Genomic DNA, 19911 nt, shown 5'->3' on the forward strand with positions numbered 1-19911 from the left:
CTCCGATCAGTGAGTGATGTACTGGGCGCTGACGTACGGCGCGTAGTCCGGCAGCACGGCGTCGACCTTGCCTTGCTCCTTGAGGAACGCGGCGGTGGCGGTGATGGCCTGGGTGGTCGGCGCGCCGAGGGTGACCACTTGATCCGCCGCCAGCGGGTAGACGTTGCCTTGCAGCAGCAACGCAATGTCGCTGGCCTTGGCGCCGGAGAGCTTCACCAGCTTGTCGACGTTGCTTGGGTTGGCGAGCCAGGCCTTCGGGTCCTTGCGGTAATCGGCGTAGGCATCCAGGGTGACCTTGGCGAACGCGGTGACGATCTCTGGGTGCTTCTTGGCAAAGTCATCGCGCACGATCCAGGCGTCGAACGTCGGGGCGCCGTACTTGGCCAACTCGCCGGAGGTGATCAGCACCTTGCCGTTTTCCTTGGCCACGCCCAGGGCTGGGTCCCACACGTAGGTGGCGTCGATGTCGCCGCGTTTCCAGGCGGCAATGATCGCCGGCGGGGCGAGGTTGAGCACGGTGACTGTCGAGGGGTCGATGTTCCAGTGCTTGAGCGCGGCCAGCAGGCTGTAGTGGCCGGTGGACACGAACGGCACGGCGATCTTCTTGCCGATCAGGTCCTGTGGGTTGTTGATCCCGGAACCGTCGCGGGCGACCAGGGCTTCGGCGGCGCCGATCTGGGTGGCGATCAGGAAGGTTTGCACCGGGACCTTGCGGGTGATGGCCGCGGTCAGTGGGCTGGAACCGAGGTAGCCGATCTGCACGTCGCCCGAGGCGATGGCCGCGATGATGTCGGCGCCGTTGTCGAACTTGCGCCAGTGGATCGTGGCGCCGGTGGCTTTTTCGTAAGCTCCGTCAGCCTGGGCGACTTTGGCGGGATCGACGGTGGTCTGGTAGGCGACGGTGACGTCGGTGGCCTGGGCGAAAAAACTCGCCGCAGCCAGGGAAGCGGCCGCCAGGAGGCGTAGGGGCAGGTGCAGTTTCATCAGTGAAGTCCTCATCAGGCGGCCGGGTATCGGCGAGTGATGAGACTAAATGATCTAAGAACTGCAAAATAAATAACTTATTGGCATTAGCTTATGAGCGGAAAACTCAAGAGCGACCGCTGCGCGGCTTTCGCGAGCAGGCTCGCTCCCACAGGTTCAGGGGACTCTGTGGGCGCGAGCCTGCTCGCGAATAGGTCCGAAGGACCGTCGGCGGTTAGTTGCTGATCGCCAGGATGCTCGCCTGGTACGCGCCGACAAACACATCGAAATCGCCGACTTCGTTCTGTTCAAGCTCGGTCTGCTGGAGCAGCGAGGCGCGCGCGCGTTCTTCGAACTGCGCTTGCTCGTCAGCCGGCAGCGGTTGGCTGCGGAAGAACTCGGCGTGAGCCTGGCTCTGGCGCAGGGAGAATCGAGCGAAGCTCTCCTTGTGCTCGGTCATGGCTGCCAGCACCTGGGCCGACGGGGTCAGGGACGGGTCCTTGATCTTCGCCCGTTGTGCGTCGAGGGCCTTGCCGTGCGCCTCGCCGCCGTGGCTTTGGTCGAGCAGGGCGGCCACGGGTGCGATCTTCTCCAGCAGCTCGAGGGCCCATTCCTTCATGTCCACCGGCTGGCCGTCGCGTTGCAGTTGCAGGCCCGGACGGCGACCTTCCTTGACCACACTGAGGACGTTCGAGGTGGCGTTGCTGCACGAGGTGTTGGTCAGCAGCGGGCTTTCGTTCAACGCGCAGTACAACAGGAACGCATCGAGGAAACGTGCCTCGGGCAGGTCGATGCCGGTCGGCAGGAACGGGTTGATGTCCAACAGGCGCACTTCGACGTACTGGATGCCACGGGCCACCAGCGCCTGGATCGGGCGCTCGCCGGTGTAGGTCACGCGCTTGGGGCGGATGTTGGAGTAGTACTCGTTTTCAATCTGCAGGATGTTGGTGTTGAGCTGGACCCACTCACCGTCCTTGTGCGTCCCCACTTCGACGTACGGCGCGTAAGGCGTGGCCACCGCCTTGCGCAGGCTGTCGGTGTAGCTGGCCAGGTCGTTGTAGCACGGCGTCAAGCCCGCTTGGGCGTTGCTCTGGTAACCCAGGTCGCTCATGCGCAGGCTGGTGGCGTAGGGCAGGTACAGGGTGTCGGCGTCCAGTTGTTCCAACTGGTGCGAGCGACCGCGCAGGAAGCCGGCGTCCAGGGCCGGGGAGGCGCCGAACAGGTACATCAGCAGCCAGCTGTAGCGCCGGAAGTTACGGATCAGGGCGATGTAGGCCGCCGATTGGTAGTCACGGTCGGTGCCGACAAAACCGTCGTGCGCCTTGAGTACGGGCCAGAGGGATTCGGGCAGGGAAAAATTGTAGTGGATCCCGGCAATGCATTGCATGGTCTTGCCGTAGCGCAGGGCCAGGCCCTTGCGGTACACGTACTTGAGCTGCCCGATGTTGGAGGTGCCGTAGTAGGCAATCGGGATATCTTCCTCGGCCGGCAACGGGCACGGCATCGATGGACTCCACAGGTACTCGTTGCCGAGCTTGCTGTAGGCAAAGCGGTGGATCTTGTCCAGGCTCGCCAGGGTGTCGGCGGGATCGGGCAGGGCCGGGGTGATGAACTCCAGCAGCGACTCGGAGTAGTCGGTGGTGATCTGTTCGTTGGTCAGCGCGGAACCCAATGCTTCCGGGTGCGGGGTTTGCGCCAGGCGGCCTTCGCTGGTCACGCGCAGGCATTCACGTTCGATGCCGTGAAGGCACTGTTCGAGCACAGAGAGGTTAGCGCGCTCGCCGAGCAGAGCCAGGCGGCGGTTGAGAAGTTCGCTCAAGTTGGATTCCTTCACGCGTCAGTCGCCCCAATATGGGGGTGGGCAGGACGGTCTACAAGGGTGAAGTTAAAACTGGCGTTATCGCCTGGTTTTCGAGCCGTATAGGCCTGATGCCGATTGTTCAGAAGCTGCACAACCCCTGTGGGAGCGGGCTTGCCCGCGAAGGCGTAGTGTCAGGCAACATCACTGATGACTGATCCACCGCTATCGCGGGCAAGCCCGCTCAGAGTCACAGCGGCGAAACTAACCCAAATCGGTGGCCGGTAGCTACAGGACCGCGAACGTGCCTTGTGCTTTTGCGACCAATTTGTCGCCTTGCATCACGTCGGCTTCGACCACCAGCGTGCGTCGGCCCGGGTGGATCACCCGCGCCGTGCACAGCACCTCGCCGTCGGCCACGGCGCGGATGTAGTTGATCTTGCATTCGATGGTCGCGCTCTGCTGGTCAAAGCCGTGGGTGCTGGAGCAGGCCAGCCCCATGGCAATGTCCACCAGGCTGAACAGCGCCCCGCCGTGCAGCTTGCCACCGCGATTGCGCAGCTCGGGTGCAAGCGCCAGGGCGACTTGCGCCACCCCGGTTTCCAGGCTGTGCAAGCGGCAACCCAGCAGCTTGAAGAAGGCGCTTTCAGTCAAGCCGGCCGGGATCTCCATCAACGCTTCTTCAACTGCTTGGCATTGGCGAACAACGACGCCATGGCGTTATTGCTCGGGGCGGGTGCGGCGGCTTCCTTGCGCGGCGCGCTGTTGGTCGACTGGCGCGGTGCCGAGCCAGGGCGTGCGCCACGGGCACCGTCGATTTTCTCGCCCGGGGTGTCGCTCATGCGCATCGACAGGCCGACGCGTTTACGCGGGATGTCGATTTCCATGACCTTGACCTTGACCACATCGCCGGCCTTCACCGCTTCACGCGGGTCCTTGATGAACTTCTCCGAAAGCGCAGAGATGTGCACCAAACCGTCCTGATGCACGCCGATGTCGACGAAGGCACCAAAGTTGGTGACGTTGGTCACCACGCCTTCGAGGATCATCCCCAGTTGCAGGTCCTTGAGGTCTTCGACGCCTTCCTGGAACTCGGCGGTCTTGAACTCCGGACGCGGGTCGCGGCCAGGTTTCTCGAGCTCTTGCAGGATGTCGGTGACGGTGGGCAGGCCGAAGGTTTCGTCGGTGTACTGCTTCGGATCCAGGCGCTTGAGGAAGCTGGCATCGCCGACCAGCGAACGGATGTCGCGCTCGGTTTGCGCGGCGATGCGCTGGACCAGCGGATAGGCTTCCGGGTGCACGGCCGAGGAGTCCAGCGGGTTGTCGCCGTTCATCACGCGCAGGAAACCGGCGGCCTGTTCGAAGGTTTTTTCCCCCAGGCGCGCGACCTTTTTCAGTGCGGCGCGGGTCTTGAACGCACCGTGTTCGTCGCGGTGGCTGACGATGTTTTGCGCCAGGGTCGCGTTCAACCCGGAGATGCGCGCGAGCAGCGCCACGGAGGCGGTGTTGACGTCGACGCCGACGGCGTTCACGCAGTCCTCGACCACCGCGTCCAGGCCGCGGGCCAGCTTGAGCTGCGACACGTCGTGCTGGTACTGGCCTACACCGATGGACTTGGGATCGATCTTCACCAGCTCCGCCAGTGGGTCTTGCAGGCGACGGGCAATCGACACCGCGCCACGGATCGACACGTCCAGGTCCGGGAACTCCTTGGAGGCCAGCTCCGAGGCCGAGTACACCGAGGCGCCGGCTTCGGAGACCATGACTTTGGTCATTTTCATGGCTGGGTATTTTTTGATCAGGTCGGCGGCGAGCTTGTCGGTTTCCCGGCTGGCGGTGCCGTTGCCGATGGCGATCAGGTCCACCGAATGCTTGGCGCACAGGGCGGCGAGCACGGCGATGGTCTGGTCCCACTTGTTGTGCGGCACGTGGGGATAGACCGTGGCGTGATCGAGCATCTTGCCGGTGGCGTCGACCACCGCGACCTTGCAGCCGGTACGCAGGCCGGGGTCCAGGCCCAGGGTGGCGCGCGGGCCGGCCGGTGCGGCCAGCAGCAGGTCGTGCAGGTTGTGGGCGAAGACGTTGATCGCCTCGGTCTCGGCGCCATCGCGCAGCTCGCCGAGCAGGTCGGTTTCCAGGTGGGTGTAGAGCTTGACCTTCCAGGTCCAGCGCACCACTTCGCCGAGCCATTTGTCAGCCGGACGGTTCTGGTTGGCGATGCCGAATTGCTGGCCGATCATGCCCTCGCACGGGTGCATGGTGCCCGGCAGTTCGTCGCCGACTTTCAACGCCGAGCTCAGGATGCCTTCGTTGCGCCCGCGGAAAATCGCCAGGGCGCGGTGCGACGGCATGCTCTTGAGGGGTTCGTCGTGTTCGAAGTAATCGCGGAACTTGGCGCCTTCCTCTTCCTTGCCGGCGATCACGCGGGCACTGAGGGTGGCTTCCTGCTTGAGGTAGCTGCGCAGCTTGTCGAGCAGGTTGGCGTCCTCGGCGAAGCGCTCCATGAGGATGTACTTGGCGCCTTCCAGGGCTGCCTTGACGTCGGCCACGCCTTTCTCGGCGTCGATGAAGCGCGCGGCTTCGGCATCGGGGGTCAGGCTCGGGTCGTTGAACAGGCCGTCGGCCAGTTCGCCGAGGCCGGCTTCCAGGGCGATCTGGCCCTTGGTGCGGCGCTTCTGCTTGTACGGCAGGTACAAGTCTTCGAGGCGGGTCTTGGTGTCGGCGAGCTTGATGTCACGCTCAAGTTGCGGCGTCAGCTTGCCTTGCTCCTGGATGCTGGCCAGGATGCTGATGCGCCGTTCGTCGAGTTCTCGCAGGTAGCGCAGGCGCTCTTCCAGGTGCCGCAACTGGATGTCATCGAGGCTGCCGGTCACTTCTTTCCGGTAGCGGGCGATGAAGGGCACCGTGGAGCCTTCATCGAGTAGCGCGACGGCCGCTTCGACCTGTTGTGGGCGTACACCGAGTTCTTCGGCGATGCGGCTGTTGATGCTGTCCATAAAACCACCTGACAAATTGTGAAAGCAGGCTCGCGGCCCTGTAGTCGGGGCTCGACGAGTCTGGTTGAGCGGCCTGGCCTGCGCCGCTACCTGGATCAAAAGGCATCCCATTGACCCGTGAAATCGAAAAATGACTGCCTGGCGTTGAAAAAAACCTTCGCCCTGGCGCGTAACGATCAGACGTTGCCTGACACAAAAGGCGGCGCATTATAACCGGCGTGCTCCGCTTCGGGGGGGCTTGAGAGCCGTCGGTGCAATGCCTATATCAGTGGTCACAGAGGAAAAATCTGCTAACAATGCACACGGTGCGTATAACGGCAGCTACGCCATAATGCGCGCCGAGATCAAAGGAGCATCCAATGAGCAGCACTACACAATCTGCTGAAGGCGAAAAAATTCTTATTGTTGACGACGACCCAGGGCTGAGCAGCCTGTTGCAGCGGTTCTTCGACAGCAAGGGCTATCGCGCCCGTACCGTACCGAACACCGAGCAGATGGATCGTCTGCTGGCCCGTGAAGTATTCAACCTGGTGGTCCTCGACCTGATGCTGCCTGGCGAAGACGGCCTGACCGCTTGCCGCCGCCTGCGCGCGGCGAACAATCAGATCCCGATCATCATGCTGACCGCCAAGGGCGACGAGCTGAGCCGGATCAAGGGCCTGGAACTGGGTGCCGATGATTACCTGGCCAAACCGTTCAACCCCGACGAACTGATGGCCCGCGTCAAAGCGGTCCTGCGCCGCCAGTTGGCCCCGGTACCGGGCGCGCCGGGCAGCGAAGATGAAAGCGTGACCTTCGGTGACTACGAGTTGTCGCTGGCCACCCGTGAACTCAAGCGTGGCAATGAAGTGCACATGCTGACCACCGGTGAGTTCGCGGTGCTCAAGGCCTTGGTGATGAACGCTCGCCAACCGCTGACTCGCGACAAGTTGATGAACCTGGCCCGTGGCCGCGAATGGGATGCCCTGGAGCGTTCCATCGACGTGCAGATCTCCCGTCTGCGCCGGATGATCGAGCCAGACCCGTCCAAGCCTCGTTACATCCAGACCGTCTGGGGCGTGGGCTACGTGTTCGTTCCGGATGGCACCGCGACCAAGTGAACGGTGATTTGTAGGAGCGAGTCAGCTGGATAATGCATTATCCGGTTGATTCGCGATCCGCAATTCTGCGAGCCTCTCTCGCTCCTGCAAAGTGTGTAGCTGTCTTCTATGAAAACCCCTATGTGGTTTCCCCAGAGTTTCTTCTCTCGCACCCTCTGGCTGGTGCTGATTGTCGTTCTGTTCTCCAAGGCGCTGACCCTGGTTTATCTGTTGATGAACGAAGACGTGCTGGTGGATCGCCAATACAGCCACGGCGTGGCCTTGACCTTGCGTGCCTACTGGGCCGCCGACGAAAAGAACCGGGAGGAGATCGCCAATAAGGTTGGCTTGATCCGGGTGGTCGGTGCGGGTGTCCCCGATGGCGAGCAGCATTGGCCCTACAGTGAAATCTACCAGCGACAGATGCAGGCCGAACTGGGTGGCGACACCGAAGTGCGCCTGCGCATGCACGCGCCGCCGGCCTTGTGGGTGCGCGCCCCGAGCCTGGGGGCGGGCTGGCTGAAAGTGCCGCTGTACCCGCACCCGTTGCGCGGCCAGAAAATCTGGAGCGTGCTCGGGTGGTTCCTCGCCATCGGCTTGTTATCCACCGCCTCGGCGTGGATCTTCGTCAGCCAGCTCAATCAGCCGCTCAAGCGCCTGGTCGATGCGGCGCGGCAACTGGGCCAGGGACGCAGCGTGCGGTTGCCGATCAGCGACACGCCCAGTGAGATGGCCGAAGTGTACCGGGCGTTCAACCAGATGGCCGAGGACGTCGAGCAGGCGGGGCGCGAGCGCGAGTTGATGCTGGCAGGGGTGTCCCATGACTTGCGCACCCCGCTGACCCGCTTGCGCTTGTCGCTGGAGTTGATGGGCGGCCACAGCGACCTGACGGACGACATGGTGCGTGACATCGAAGACATGGACGCGATTCTCGACCAGTTCCTGGCGTTCATTCGCGATGGCCGGGACGAGTCGGTGGAAGAGGTCGACCTCAGCGACCTGGTGCGTGAAGTGGCGGCGCCCTACAACCAGAACGAAGAGCGCGTGCGCCTGAGCCTGGAGCCGATTCAGCCGTTCCCGCTGCGCCGGGTGTCGATGAAGCGCCTGCTGAACAACCTGATCGGCAATGCCCTGCATCATGCCGGCGGCGATGTTGAAGTGGCGGCCTATGTCTCGGGGGATGTCAGTGCGCCGTACGTGGTGCTGAGTGTCATGGACCGCGGGGCGGGCATCGATCCGTCGGAGCTGGAAGCCATCTTCAACCCCTTCACCCGTGGCGACCGTGCCCGGGGTGGCAAGGGCACCGGACTGGGCCTGGCCATCGTGAAGCGGATCGCCTCGATGCATGGCGGCAATGTCGAACTGCGCAACCGCACCGGTGGTGGCCTGGAAGCGCGGGTCAGGTTGCCGTTGGGCTTGATGTTGCCGCGGGACGCCGTCTAGACGCCGGCTGCTTTGGTGGTGCTGACGGCCCTATCGCGGGCAAGCCCACCCACCCGGTACTCAGTGAACACAAATGTTGTGGTCGGTCAGAATCCCTGTGGGAGCAACTGTCTTAGCCATGCCGCTCGTCACCGCCATTGCGAGCAGGAATCTGGGTTGAGCCCGTAGGAGCGAGGCTTGCCCGCGAACCAGCCAGCCCATTCAACATCGATGTCGTCAGGCTTGCCACCTTCGCGGGCAAGCCTTAATGCCAGTCAGTTAAGGCGCCAAACCTGTGGGAGCGAGCCTGCTCGCGAAGACGGCAACACAGCCAACATCTCCGTTGACTGACCTACTGCTATCGCGAGCAGGCTCGCTCCCACGCGGGTTTCGCTTAACTGACTGGCATTAGGGCAAGCCTCGTTCCTACAAGGAGTTGAGCTGCGCCCCGGATGTGTGTTCGCCGTGGACCAGGGTGGGAGCGGGCCTGCCCGCGAAGGCGGCCTGTCTGGCACCATAATCGACGCCTGACACACCCTGTTCGCGAGCAGGCTCGCTCCCACAAGGTCCGCGGGTGCACACCAAGCGCGTGTACGGCTCAAAACACTGTGGGAGCAACTGTCTTAACCCACCGCCCTCCAGCCGCCATCGATTTTGATGAGTGCCTCAGCCCTTGCCCTTGGTCCGCGTCATGTTCGGCCCGCCATTCTTTTCCAGGTGCTGAATGATGATCCCCGCCACGTCCTTGTTGGTGGTGGTCTCGATCCCTTCCAGGCCCGGTGACGAGTTGACTTCCATCACCAGCGGCCCGTGGTTGGAGCGCAGGATATCCACACCCGCCACGGCCAGGCCCATGACCTTGGCCGCACGCAATGCGGTCATGCGTTCTTCCGGGGTGATCTTGATCAGGCTGGCACTGCCGCCACGGTGCAGGTTGGAACGGAATTCGCCCGGCTTGGCCTGGCGCTTCATGGCCGCGATCACCTTGTCGCCGACCACGAAGCAGCGAATGTCCGCGCCGCCGGCTTCCTTGATGTACTCCTGGACCATGATGTTCTGCTTGAGGCCCATGAACGCCTCGATCACCGACTCTGCGGCCGTCGCGGTTTCACACAGCACCACGCCGATGCCCTGGGTGCCTTCGAGCACCTTGATCACCAGCGGTGCGCCGTTGACCATCTCGATCAGGTCGGGAATGTCATCCGGCGAGTGGGCAAAACCGGTCACCGGCAAGCCGATACCGCGACGCGAGAGCAATTGCAGCGAGCGCAGTTTGTCCCGCGAGCGGGCGATGGCCACCGACTCGTTGAGTGGGAACACGCCCATCATTTCGAACTGGCGCAACACCGCGCAGCCATAAAACGTCACCGACGCACCGATCCGTGGAATCACCGCATCGAAACCTTCCAGCGGTTTGCCACGGTAGTGGATCTGCGGCTTATGACTGGCAATGTTCATGTAGGCGCGCAGGGTATCGATCACCACCATCTCATGGCCGCGTTCGGTCCCGGCTTCAACCAAACGACGAGTGGAATACAGACGCGGGTTCCGCGACAGCACAGCGATCTTCATGCAACACCTGTGGAGGAGTGAGTGGCCACCGGGAACACCGGCTTGTCTTGAACGTACTTGATGCCTGGATTGACCACCAACTGGCCGTCGATCAGGGCTTTGGAACCGAGCAGCAGGCGATAACGCATGGACTTGCGGCAGGCGAGGGTGAACTCGACACGCCAGACCCGGTCGCCGAGCGCCAGGGTGCTGCTGATCACGTAGCGCTCCTGGGCCTGGCCGTTGGAGCTTTTAATGGTCTTGCGCGTCACCAGTGGCGCCTCACAGCGCCGGTGACGCAATTGCACCACCGTGCCCAGGTGCGCGGTAAAGCGCACCCACATCTCGCCATCGCGCTCGAAGGGCTCGATCTCGGTGGCGTGCAGGCTGGAGGTGCTGGCGCCGGTGTCGATTTTCGCCCGTAGGCCCGCGACTCCCAAATCGGGAAGCGCCACCCACTCGCGCAGACCGACAACGGTCAAATGGTCAAATGTCTTCAAATGTGCTCAACCGGTAAGAACCCGCTCGTACCGCAAGGCGGCCGAATTGGCGGTATTCACGCAGAATAATAGGGAAAAGGCGACAGATATCTACGGCCCGGATTTCCAGGCCTCGGGGGAGGCTCTGGAACGTGCGCATTCTAATCTGAACCGGCGAAATTCATGGCACGATAGAAACGGTAGTACAGTTCTTTAATATTTCAGGATGAGGAAATCCAATGGCACAAAAAACCGAAGAGGACGACAAAGTCCGTCTCGATAAGTGGTTGTGGGCCGCGCGTTTTTATAAAACCCGTGCGCTGGCCAAGGCGGCCATCGAGAGTGGCAAGGTGCATTGCCGGGGCGAGCGCTGCAAACCCGGCAAGGAGCCGAGGGTGGGGGACGAACTGCAGATCCGCGTCGGCTTCGATGAGCGCACGGTGGTGGTCCAGGCGCTGTCGGTCGTGCGTCGTGGTGCCCCTGAGGCCCAGGCGTTGTACAGCGAAACCGACGCCAGCATCGCCAAGCGCGAGCAGGCGGCAGCACAGCGCAAGGCCGGAGCGCTGGGGATGAGTACCGATGGCAAGCCGAGCAAGAAGCAACGCCGCGACCTGTTCAAGTTCCGCGATGGGAATGCGCCAGAATGATGGCCTAGCGGTGGCGCGCAGGCGGTTCCGCTCGTCCTGGCCCCTCGTGTTCGACGGCTCGCTAAACCCGCGATACTTGAAAGTTCGTCCATTGAGCCGCATTTATAGCCTGGCTGCCCCGGTCGCGATCGGCGCTACAGTGCGCAGGCTTAATCTGGCAACGGTCCCTCTTTGCTTGGAACAATCCTCGATTGTTCATAAAATGCCTGCCATCACTGACTACATTGCACCGTAGTGGTGCCAAAGGCGCCCGCTCGGCGTCGTTGACTCTCATCGATTTCACTTCAGATACCCAGACCTATGACTGATCTACCGGATACCGACTTCACCCAACGCTTCATCTTCGATGACAGCGACACCCGCGGCGAACTGGTGACGTTGGAACGCAGCTATGCCGAAGCCCTCGCCAAGCACCCCTACCCGGAGCCGGTCGCGCAACTGCTCGGCGAGTTGATGGCGGCGGCCTCGCTGCTGGTCGGCACCTTGAAGTTCGATGGCCTGCTGATTCTTCAGGCGCGTTCCGACGGCCCGGTGCCGATGTTGATGATCGAATGCTCCAGCGAGCGCGAGATCCGCGGCCTGGCGCGTTACGATGCGGACAAGATCGCCCCGGACGCGACCCTCGGCGACATGATGCCCAACGGCGTACTGGCGCTCACCGTCGACCCGGCCCAGGGCCAGCGCTACCAGGGCATTGTCGACCTTGACGGTGAAACCCTGTCGGAGTGCTTCACCAACTATTTCGTCATGTCCCAGCAAGTTGGCACGCGTTTCTGGCTCTACGCCGATGGTCGTCGCGCCCGTGGCCTGTTGCTGCAGCAACTGCCGGCCGACCGTCTCAAGGATGAGGAAGAACGCGCCGACAGTTGGCAGCACATCACCGCGTTGGGCGGCACCTTGACCGCCGACGAACTGCTGAGCCTGGACAACGAAACCGTGTTGCACCGCCTCTATCACGAAGAGCAGGTGCGCCTGTTCGACGTGCAGCGACTGCGCTTCTGCTGCAGTTGCTCGCGTGATCGCTCGGGCAATGCGCTGATCAGCCTTGGCCTGGAAGATGCCCGGCAATTGCTTGCCGAGCATGGCGGCAGCATTGAAGTCGATTGCCAGTTCTGCAACGAGCGCTACCTGTTCGACGCAGCGGATATCACCCAATTGTTCACCGGCGCGGGTGTTGATGCGCCGTCAGATACTCGGCACTAAAACGTTTCAGCTCAGGTAAATTAACTGGTAAATGCCGCAATAACGCCGCCCTGACGGGAGGGCCCTACTTTTTTTGGGCGTTTCTGGCATAATCCGGCCCACTTTTTTCGCGGTAGTAGTGCACGACTTTCTACTACAAAACGTTTGGAGCACTCGGCCACTGGCCGACGGGGAACCTCATGACGCAAGCCAATAACGCCGTGTACACCGATCTGAGTGTTGATGATCTGGTTAAAGAAGCCCTCAATCGTGGTGAAGGCGAGCTTGCCGATACTGGCGCGCTGGTTGTTCGCACCGGTCACCGTACCGGCCGTTCGCCGGTTGACCGTTTCATCGTTGAAGAGCCCAGCACCCAGGACGCTATCGCCTGGGGCCCGATCAACCGCAAGTTCCCGGCCGACAAGTTCGATGCCTTGTGGGACCGCGTTGAAGCCTTCAACAATGCGCAAGAGCATTTCGTTTCCCACGTCCACGTTGGTGCTGCCCAAGACCATTACCTGGCCGTGAAGATGACCACCCAGACTGCCTGGCAGAATCTGTTCGGTCGTTGCCTGTTCATCAATCCGGCCCAGTACAACCCGGCCGGCCGTGAAGAGTGGCAAGTGCTCAACGTGGCTAACTTCGAGTGCGTACCAGAGCGTGACGGTACCAACTCCGACGGTTGCGTGATCCTCAACTTCGCCCAGAAAAAAGTGCTGATCGCTGGCATGCGTTACGCCGGTGAAATGAAGAAGGCCATGTTCTCGGTGCAGAACTTCCTGCTGCCGGCTGCCGACGTACTGCCGATGCATTGCGCCGCCAACATCGGCGAAGAGGGCGATGTGACCCTGTTCTTCGGCCTGTCCGGCACTGGCAAGACCACCCTGTCCGCCGACGAAAGCCGCTACCTGATCGGTGACGACGAACACGGTTGGGGTGAAGGCGTGGTGTTCAACATCGAAGGCGGTTGCTATGCCAAGTGCATCGACCTGTCCGAGAAGAACGAGCCGGTTATCTGGAAAGCCATCAAGCATGGCGCGGTGCTGGAAAACGTCGTGATCGACGACGCCAAGCACGCCGACTATGCCGATGTCAGCCTGACCCAGAACAGCCGCGCGGCTTACCCGCTGGAACACGTTGCCAAGCGCTCCGAGAAGAACCTCGGTGGCGAGCCAAACGCGGTGATCTTCCTGACCTGCGACCTGACCGGCGTGCTGCCGCCCGTGTCGATCCTCAGTGAAGAACAAGCGGCCTACCACTTCCTGTCCGGCTACACCGCACTGGTGGGCTCGACTGAAATGGGTTCGGGTAGCGGCATCAAGTCGACCTTCTCCACCTGCTTCGGCGCACCATTCTTCCCGCGTCCGGCGGGTGAGTACGCCGAGCTGCTGATCAAGCGCATCCGCGGCTTCGGCTCCAAGGTCTACCTGGTCAACACCGGCTGGACCGGCGGTGGCTACGGCGTTGGCAAGCGCTTCAACATCCCGACCACCCGTGCGGTGATCGCAGCGATCCAGAGCGGCGCGTTGATCGGTGCTGAAACTGAGCACCTGGACACCATCAACCTTGACGTACCTTTGGCTGTGCCAGGCGTTGAGACTGGCCTGTTGAACCCACGCAACACCTGGGCTGACAAGGCTGCTTACGATGAAGCCGCCAAGGCGTTGGCCGCTCTGTTCGTGGAGAACTTCAAGAAGTTCGACGTGAGCGACGCGATCAAGGCTGCAGGGCCTAAGGCGTAAGCGCTGGTTTGATCGAATGAGAAAGCCGCCCTTTGGGGCGGCTTTTTTGTGTGCGTGGGATTTGGCGGCTGGGTCGAGGCGCCCCTCAGAGGTTTGTCGGGATCGACTCCAGTGCCTGCGTGTCCCAACACCGGGCCTTGATGGCCTGATACAGCATGCCGATGGTCAGCGGCAGCTTGTCCCCCCGTCCCTTGGCCCTGCGCTTGAGGAACACGTCAAAGCCTTCAGGCTGGAAGTAGCGATAGGCGTCGTAGTCGACGAAGTCGATGGCGAATTGTTCTTCCAGGGCTTCCATCAAGTGCTGCGCATCCGAGCCGTCGCAGCCCAGGTCGAAGTTGATCGAGGTACTGAGGCTGATGGTCTTGCGTTCAGGCAGGCCGAGTTCTTCGTGCAGCAACTGCATGAGCAGGTGCATGGCGTGGTCGTCGGGGAAGCTGGGGGCGAGGTTCATGGCGGATACGTGTGATGTGTGGATGAAGGGTTTTTTGGTGTTAACGAGTCTTGGCCCAGTGATCATTCCGAGTTCAAGGGCGTGCCAATGCAACGGGTGAAGATGGTTTCAAGTGCACGGTAGTCGCACGCAACGGCATCAATGTTCGCAGGAATCCAGGAGGCTTCATCGATGAGCCACCAGTCCACTTTGAAGCCCGCGTTGATGATGAGCTGTTCAAATAAAATGCGTTGTGCTCGACCGTTCCCTTCGCGAAAGGGATGGATCACATTCAGATCACCGTACGCCTCGGCGACCTTGACGATGAGTTGCGCCTTGTGGATACCGGTGAACCAGCGAGCGTCATCCATTGCACGAAAAATTTTCTCGGCTTCAGGGGCAATTCGCTCGGCGGTGCAGAACAGGGTGTCGCCTTTACGAATATTCACCGTCCTCAGTTGCCCGGCCCATTCGTAGATGTCACAGAACAAGGATTGGTGAATCCGTTGGAGGAGGCTGAGGTCAAAAGGAGGGGGCAGGAGTTGAAACGTGCTGGCCGCAATTTCCGAAAGCTCGCGCTCTGCGTCATCCAGTTGTTGTTCATCGTGGATGTTCAGTAAGTTGCGCAGAACATGGCTGCCGGGGTAGCAATAAGGGTCTTGGCCGACCCCGTATTTATCCAACATTAACGTGGGTTCTGGCGATGTTTTTTGAGTGCCGACTCCCGCGTAGGAAGTGGCTTGTCGGCATCGGCTCGCGACGTGTCGAAGCCTTCAAGACGCAGGCTCGCCAGATAGTTGGACCGACGGACCTTGTCGTAATAATCCTGCTTCTGTTGAAACGTCAGCTCGTTCATGACATTCACCTCTGGGTGCAGGGCTCAAGTGTAGCCCATACGACCTGGCTCGGGGCTTTCCAGTTCAGCGTGCGGGGCTGGACAATCTTGCACCGTTCTCCCTGTATCATCCCGTATCTTTTTTACCCCGACCTTGTCTCGACGCGTTGCTTTCGCCGGCTAGGCTTTTGGCATGGCAGCCGTCAATGGAGTGACCGCTTATGCACAACACCCTCGAACAGGTCTTTGGTTATCCACAGTTTCGTCCCGGCCAGGAGGCAACGGTCAGCGCGGTGCTGGCCGGGCGTTCGGCGGCGGCGATTTTCCCGACCGGTTCTGGCAAGTCGTTGTGTTATCAACTGCCCGCGTTGCTGCTGCCGCACCTGACGCTGGTGGTGTCGCCGTTGCTGGCGCTGATGCAGGACCAGTTGGGTTTTTTGCAGCGCCACGGTATTGCGGCGGCGAGCATTGACTCGGTGCAGAGTCGTGACGAGGCCAATGCGGTCATGGCGCGTGCGCGCTCAGGCGAGTTGAAGATTTTGATGATCTCCGTGGAGCGCTTGAAGAACGAGCGCTTCCGCAACTTTCTGCAGCAGGTGCCGATCTCGTTGCTGGTGGTGGACGAAGCGCACTGTATTTCCGAGTGGGGCCACAACTTCCGCCCGGACTACCTGAAGCTGCCGGACTACCAGCGCCAGTTCAACATCCCGCAGGTGCTGCTGTTGACGGCCACGGCCACGCCCAAGGTCATCACCGACATACAGGCCAAGTTTGCGATTGCGCCGGACGATGTGGTGACCACAGGTTTCTACCGCGCCAACCTGAACCTGCGGGTGGAGCCGGTGCGCGGCCAGGACAAGCGTCGGCGCCTGGTGGAATGGATGGGCCAGCGCGCCGGGCAGCCGAGTATTGTCTATGTGACCCTGCAAAGGACCGCCGAGCAGATTGCCCAGCACCTGAGCCAGCACGGTCTTCAGGCCGAGGCCTACCATGCCGGGTTGCCCCATGAGCAACGCGAGGCCATCCAGCGCAGGTTCATGGGCGGGCAGTCCAACTGCATCGTCGCCACCATTGCCTTCGGCATGGGCATCGACAAGAGCGATATCCGCAACGTGGTGCACTTCGACCTGCCCAAGTCGATCGAGAACTACAGCCAGGAGATCGGCCGGGCCGGGCGTGATGGCCGCGCCTCGGACTGCCTGGTGCTGGCCAACCGCGACAGCCTCAACGTGCTGGAGAACTTCGTCTATGGCGACACGCCGGAACTGCAGGGTATCCGTTGTGTATTGGATGACCTGCAAGCCGCCGCACCGGACGGGCAGTGGGAGTTTCTCCTGGGGCCGCTGGGCGACCAGAGCAACATTCGCCAACTACCGCTCAAGACCTTGTTGGTGCAGCTCGAACTCAAGGGCTTGATCGCACCGCGCTACGCTTACTATGCCGAGTACCGCTTCAAGTTCCTGCTGGAGCCCGAGGCTTTGCTGGCGCATTTCGAGGGCGAGCGCCGGGACTTCGTGGCAGCGATCATCCAGACCTCCAGCCGTGCGCGAACCTGGGCCACGGTGAATTTCGAGGCGCTGTACCAGCAGCATCAGGCCGAGCGCAGTCGGGTGGTCAAGGCGCTGGATTACTTTCAGGAGAGAGGTTGGGTCGAGCTTGAAAGCAAGCAAATGACCGAGGTCTACAGCGTGCTGGAAGCCGACGTCGACGTTCAGGCGTTGAGCGCAGTGCTGCATGACGGTTTCACCCTGCATGAGCGCACGGAGATTGCGCGGATCCACGCGATGCTCGATCTGTTCGCCACCGAGCAGTGCCTGGGTTACCGGCTGGCGCAGTACTTCGGCGATGACCATGCGCCGCAGCGGTGTGGGCATTGCTCGGTGTGTGATGGGCAGGTTGCCCGCCTGCCGGAGCCGCCGTCGTTGTCGGCGCTTGTGGATAAAAATTTCGAGGCGTTGTGTGGCGATTTTATCCACAGGCATGCAGGTCACAGCGGTGCTGTCCCCGGCGCCGAACGACTGACCCGCTTTCTGTGCGGCATCAGCGTGCCGCTGTTCACCAAGCTCAAGGCCAAGTCCATTGCCGGGTTTGCAGCACTGCAGGACTACCCTTACGCCGAGGTGCGGGCCTGGGTCCAGGGTCACTTGCCAGGGGAACATCCATCTGCTGAATGTCCGCTATCACGGGAATAAACTTCAAAAGCGGGGCGGGGCTGATTATGGTGAAGGTCGTCGTGGGAACCGCCAACAAGAGAGCCAACAATGAGCCAGACGCCCTTCCAGATTCAGCGTGCCGCCGTGATCGGTGCAGGCACCATGGGCCGTGGCATCGTCATGTGCCTGGCCAACGCCGGTGTGCCGGTGCAATGGCTTGATAACAACCGACAGATGCTCGACCAGGCACGGGCAGCCATTGCCGAGACGTGGTCACACAGTGTTCGCCAGGGACGTATCGACCAGGCCGAAGCGGATGCACGGATTGCCCGGGTGACCGCCACGTCCGACTACTCGGCGCTGCGCGACGTGGACCTGGTCATCGAGGCGGTTTACGAGAACCTCGAACTCAAGCAGCAAATCTTCCGCGAGCTCGACGCTCAGCTCAAGCCGCAGGCCATCCTGGCCAGCAACACCTCGGCGCTGGACATCGACGCGATTGCCGCCGTTACCCAGCGGCCGCAACAGGTGGTGGGCCTGCACTTCTTCAGTCCGGCGCACATCATGAAGTTGCTGGAGATCGTGCGTGGCGCACAGACCTCACCCGCCGTGCTCAGTGCCGCCAAGGACCTGGGCGAGCGCATGGGCAAGGTCAGCGTGGTGGCCGGCAATTGTTTCGGCTTTATCGGTAACCGAATGCTCAATACCTACGTGCATGAAGCGCGCAAGATGTTGCTCGAAGGGGCTTTGCCCTATCAAGTCGATGCGGCGCTGCAAGGATTCGGTTTCGCCATGGGCCCGTTCCGCATGTACGACGTGGTGGGTATTGATCTTGGCTGGCGGGCTCGGGAGCTGTCGGGGATTGGCCAGGACGAGGCCGAAATCCAGGTCGATAACCGCTTGTGCCAACTCGGGCGTTTCGGCCAGAAGAGCGGCAATGGCTTTTATCATTACGAGCCCGGCAGCCGTCAGGCAGAGCACGATGTAGAAGTCGATGCGCTGGTGCAGCGGGTCAGTGAGGCGCTGGGCTACTCGCGGCGTGACATCGGCCCTGAAGAAATCCTTGAGCGTTGCTTGCTGGCCCTGGTCAACGAGGGGGCGAAGATTCTTCAGGAGGGCATCGCCGAATCCGCGCACGATATCGACCGGGTGTACCTCAACGGCTACGGTTTCCCGGCCGCCCACGGTGGACCGATGGCCTGGGCCGACCAGCAGGGGCTGGCGGATATCCACCAGCGGTTGTTGGCGTTGCAGGCCCGGCACGGTGGTCACTGGAAGCCGGCGCAGCGGATCGGTGAGTTGGCGGCTGTGGGCAAGGGCTTCGCAGGTAAATGATTGAGCTGCGGCCAGGCACGCTACAGTGCTGGCCAACCCACTCCAGGAATCGACACCGATGACCGACCGTACGCCGCAACGCGCCGATTACCGGCACTTCCAGCCGATTGCCACCCGCTGGCATGACAACGATCTCTACGGCCATGTGAATAACGTGACCTATTACAGCTTCTTCGACACGGCGGTGAACACCTACCTGATTGAAGTTGGTGGCCTGGATATTCATGACGGCGAGGTGGTGGGGTTCGTGGTGAGTTCGGCGTGCGACTACTTCGCGTCTATCGCCTTTCCCGAGCACATCGAAATCGGCTTGCGCGTTGGCAAGCTGGGCAACAGTTCGGTGCAGTATGAGCTGGCGGTGTTCAAGGCCGGGGAAGAAGACGCCTGTGCGGCGGGGCGCTTTGTCCACGTGTTTGTGGATCGGGCGTCGAATCAGCCTGTGCCGATTCCCGCTCGATTGCGCGAGGCGCTGGCAAGGCTGGTGGTGTGAAGCGAAACATTGCCAGCCAGTGACGGTGGCAAACCTGTGGGAGCGAGCCTGCTCGCTCCCACAGGGGCTTGCTGAACGGGTCAGCCTGCGCCATCGGAGCGCTTAGTCGCGATCACGATAGTAGTGCTTGTTTTTGTGCTTGCGATGGCCGTAGGCATGGCCACGGGGGTGATGGCCATCGCGGTAGCGGCGATCGTCGCGGCCGCGATTGCTGTAGCGACGGTCTTCATCGTCGCTTTTGTTACCCATGTAGTTGCCCAGCGCGCCACCGGCACCGCCACCTGCGGCGGAGCCGATCAGGCTGCCCGAGGTGCCGCCCATGCTGCGACCGACCACGTTGCCGCCGGCGGCGCCCAGCGCGCCACCGATGGCCGCTTCACCACGGCTGCGTTTATCGGCGCCGACGGCGCTACCGCCTGCACCGCCCAGTGCAGCACCAATGGTGGAACCGGTATTACCACCCAGCGACTGACCGACGACCGAGCCTAAAACCCCGCCCAATGCGCCGCCCACGCCTGCCTCGGTGGTGCCTCCAGCGGATGCAATGCCGCTGACCAGGCCAAGGGACAACAAGAGAATCGAGGAGAACTTCATAGAGGAGCCTCAGAGGGATGACGCCGCGATCCTGAGGCTGTGACGCAAGGGTTACAATCTAAATCCGACGAGTAACACGACTTGTGCACAATTCGCTAAGTTGTTGTTTTTTAGATGGAACTTAATGGGTTTTCGTCGGTCTTTAGCTACTTGAGACAGGCCGCTTTTACCCAAGAGCGGCCTTTTTTGTGGGCGTTTGAAAGGTAGTTGATACC

General features: G+C 61.7%; 18 protein-coding genes. 8 read left to right on the forward strand and 10 right to left on the reverse strand.

The features are described from left to right. Nucleotides 1-6 precede the first annotated feature (6 nt). The 4 genes from tauA to BMW74_RS21215 all read right to left on the reverse strand — a co-directional run bounded on the left by tauA (nt 7) and on the right by BMW74_RS21215 (nt 5757). Nucleotides 7-984: a taurine ABC transporter substrate-binding protein gene (gene tauA, locus BMW74_RS21200; protein ID WP_093426101.1), complete on the reverse strand. Its 978-nt coding sequence runs from the start codon at nt 982-984 to the stop codon at nt 7-9. A 214-nt stretch (nt 985-1198) separates the two neighbouring features. Beyond that, nucleotides 1199-2782 carry a glutamate--cysteine ligase gene (gene gshA / locus BMW74_RS21205; protein ID WP_093426102.1) on the reverse strand — a complete coding sequence of 528 codons (1584 nt, stop codon included), beginning with the start codon at nt 2780-2782 and terminating at the stop codon, nt 1199-1201. 267 nt (nt 2783-3049) lie between these two features. Further along, nucleotides 3050-3433: a PaaI family thioesterase gene (locus BMW74_RS21210; protein ID WP_093426103.1), complete on the reverse strand. Its 384-nt coding sequence runs from the start codon at nt 3431-3433 to the stop codon at nt 3050-3052. Continuing rightward, nucleotides 3433-5757, reverse strand: coding sequence for a Tex family protein (locus BMW74_RS21215; RefSeq protein ID WP_093426104.1), 2325 nt, complete (start codon nt 5755-5757; stop codon nt 3433-3435). Before BMW74_RS21215 ends, BMW74_RS21210 begins: the two co-directional genes overlap by 1 nt. A gap of 359 nt (nt 5758-6116) precedes the next feature. Here BMW74_RS21215 and ompR point away from each other — a divergent pair, with 359 nt between their 5' ends. Beyond that, nucleotides 6117-6857 (forward strand): osmolarity response regulator transcription factor OmpR, encoded by a 741-nt coding sequence (gene ompR / locus BMW74_RS21220; protein ID WP_093426105.1) that lies wholly within the window; start codon nt 6117-6119, stop codon nt 6855-6857. 108 nt (nt 6858-6965) lie between these two features. Next, nucleotides 6966-8279 (forward strand): ATP-binding protein, encoded by a 1314-nt coding sequence (locus BMW74_RS21225; RefSeq protein ID WP_093426106.1) that lies wholly within the window; start codon nt 6966-6968, stop codon nt 8277-8279. 645 nt (nt 8280-8924) lie between these two features. On the opposite strand, the gene rimK is transcribed toward BMW74_RS21225, so the two are convergent. Then, the gene (rimK, locus tag BMW74_RS21230) at nt 8925-9830 is read right to left on the reverse strand and encodes a 30S ribosomal protein S6--L-glutamate ligase (protein ID WP_093426107.1); all 906 of its coding nucleotides are present in this window, start codon (nt 9828-9830) and stop codon (nt 8925-8927) included. Continuing rightward, the gene (locus BMW74_RS21235; RefSeq protein ID WP_175479276.1) at nt 9827-10291 is read right to left on the reverse strand and encodes a retropepsin-like aspartic endopeptidase RimB; all 465 of its coding nucleotides are present in this window, start codon (nt 10289-10291) and stop codon (nt 9827-9829) included. Before BMW74_RS21235 ends, rimK begins: the two co-directional genes overlap by 4 nt. 236 nt (nt 10292-10527) lie before the next feature. Here BMW74_RS21235 and BMW74_RS21240 point away from each other — a divergent pair, with 236 nt between their 5' ends. The 3 genes from BMW74_RS21240 (at nt 10528) to BMW74_RS21250 (ending at nt 13859) form a co-directional block, all read left to right on the forward strand. Continuing rightward, nucleotides 10528-10935, forward strand: a complete 408-nt coding sequence (locus tag BMW74_RS21240; RefSeq protein ID WP_093426109.1) for an RNA-binding S4 domain-containing protein — start codon at nt 10528-10530, stop codon at nt 10933-10935. Between the two features lie 300 nt (nt 10936-11235). After that, the gene (gene hslO, locus BMW74_RS21245; protein WP_093426110.1) at nt 11236-12138 is read left to right on the forward strand and encodes an Hsp33 family molecular chaperone HslO; all 903 of its coding nucleotides are present in this window, start codon (nt 11236-11238) and stop codon (nt 12136-12138) included. Nucleotides 12139-12317: 179 nt separating this feature from the next. Further along, the gene (locus BMW74_RS21250; RefSeq protein ID WP_093426111.1) at nt 12318-13859 is read left to right on the forward strand and encodes a phosphoenolpyruvate carboxykinase; all 1542 of its coding nucleotides are present in this window, start codon (nt 12318-12320) and stop codon (nt 13857-13859) included. 85 nt (nt 13860-13944) lie between these two features. Here BMW74_RS21250 and BMW74_RS21255 read toward each other — a convergent pair whose 3' ends face one another. The 3 genes from BMW74_RS21255 to BMW74_RS21265 form a co-directional block, all read right to left on the reverse strand. Then, nucleotides 13945-14310, reverse strand: coding sequence for a DUF1493 family protein (locus tag BMW74_RS21255; protein WP_093426112.1), 366 nt, complete (start codon nt 14308-14310; stop codon nt 13945-13947). A 62-nt stretch (nt 14311-14372) separates the two neighbouring features. Then, nucleotides 14373-14975, reverse strand: a complete 603-nt coding sequence (locus BMW74_RS21260; RefSeq protein ID WP_093426113.1) for a putative adenosine monophosphate-protein transferase Fic — start codon at nt 14973-14975, stop codon at nt 14373-14375. Then, nucleotides 14975-15145: a YhfG family protein gene (locus tag BMW74_RS21265; protein WP_093426114.1), complete on the reverse strand. Its 171-nt coding sequence runs from the start codon at nt 15143-15145 to the stop codon at nt 14975-14977. Before BMW74_RS21265 ends, BMW74_RS21260 begins: the two co-directional genes overlap by 1 nt. A 200-nt stretch (nt 15146-15345) precedes the next feature. Between BMW74_RS21265 and BMW74_RS21270 the strand changes: the two genes are divergently transcribed. The 3 genes from BMW74_RS21270 to BMW74_RS21280 all read left to right on the forward strand — a co-directional run bounded on the left by BMW74_RS21270 (nt 15346) and on the right by BMW74_RS21280 (nt 19102). Next, nucleotides 15346-17316, forward strand: coding sequence for a RecQ family ATP-dependent DNA helicase (locus tag BMW74_RS21270; RefSeq protein WP_093426115.1), 1971 nt, complete (start codon nt 15346-15348; stop codon nt 17314-17316). A 69-nt stretch (nt 17317-17385) separates the two neighbouring features. Then, nucleotides 17386-18612, forward strand: coding sequence for a 3-hydroxyacyl-CoA dehydrogenase (locus BMW74_RS21275; protein WP_093426116.1), 1227 nt, complete (start codon nt 17386-17388; stop codon nt 18610-18612). A gap of 58 nt (nt 18613-18670) precedes the next feature. Further along, nucleotides 18671-19102 (forward strand): acyl-CoA thioesterase, encoded by a 432-nt coding sequence (locus tag BMW74_RS21280; protein WP_093426117.1) that lies wholly within the window; start codon nt 18671-18673, stop codon nt 19100-19102. Between the two features lie 102 nt (nt 19103-19204). Here BMW74_RS21280 and BMW74_RS21285 read toward each other — a convergent pair whose 3' ends face one another. Next, nucleotides 19205-19696, reverse strand: a complete 492-nt coding sequence (locus BMW74_RS21285) for a glycine zipper domain-containing protein (protein WP_093426118.1) — start codon at nt 19694-19696, stop codon at nt 19205-19207. Nucleotides 19697-19911 lie beyond the last annotated feature (215 nt).

It is taken from the genome of Pseudomonas sp. ok272, assembly GCF_900109995.1.
Lineage (GTDB): Bacteria > Pseudomonadota > Gammaproteobacteria > Pseudomonadales > Pseudomonadaceae > Aquipseudomonas.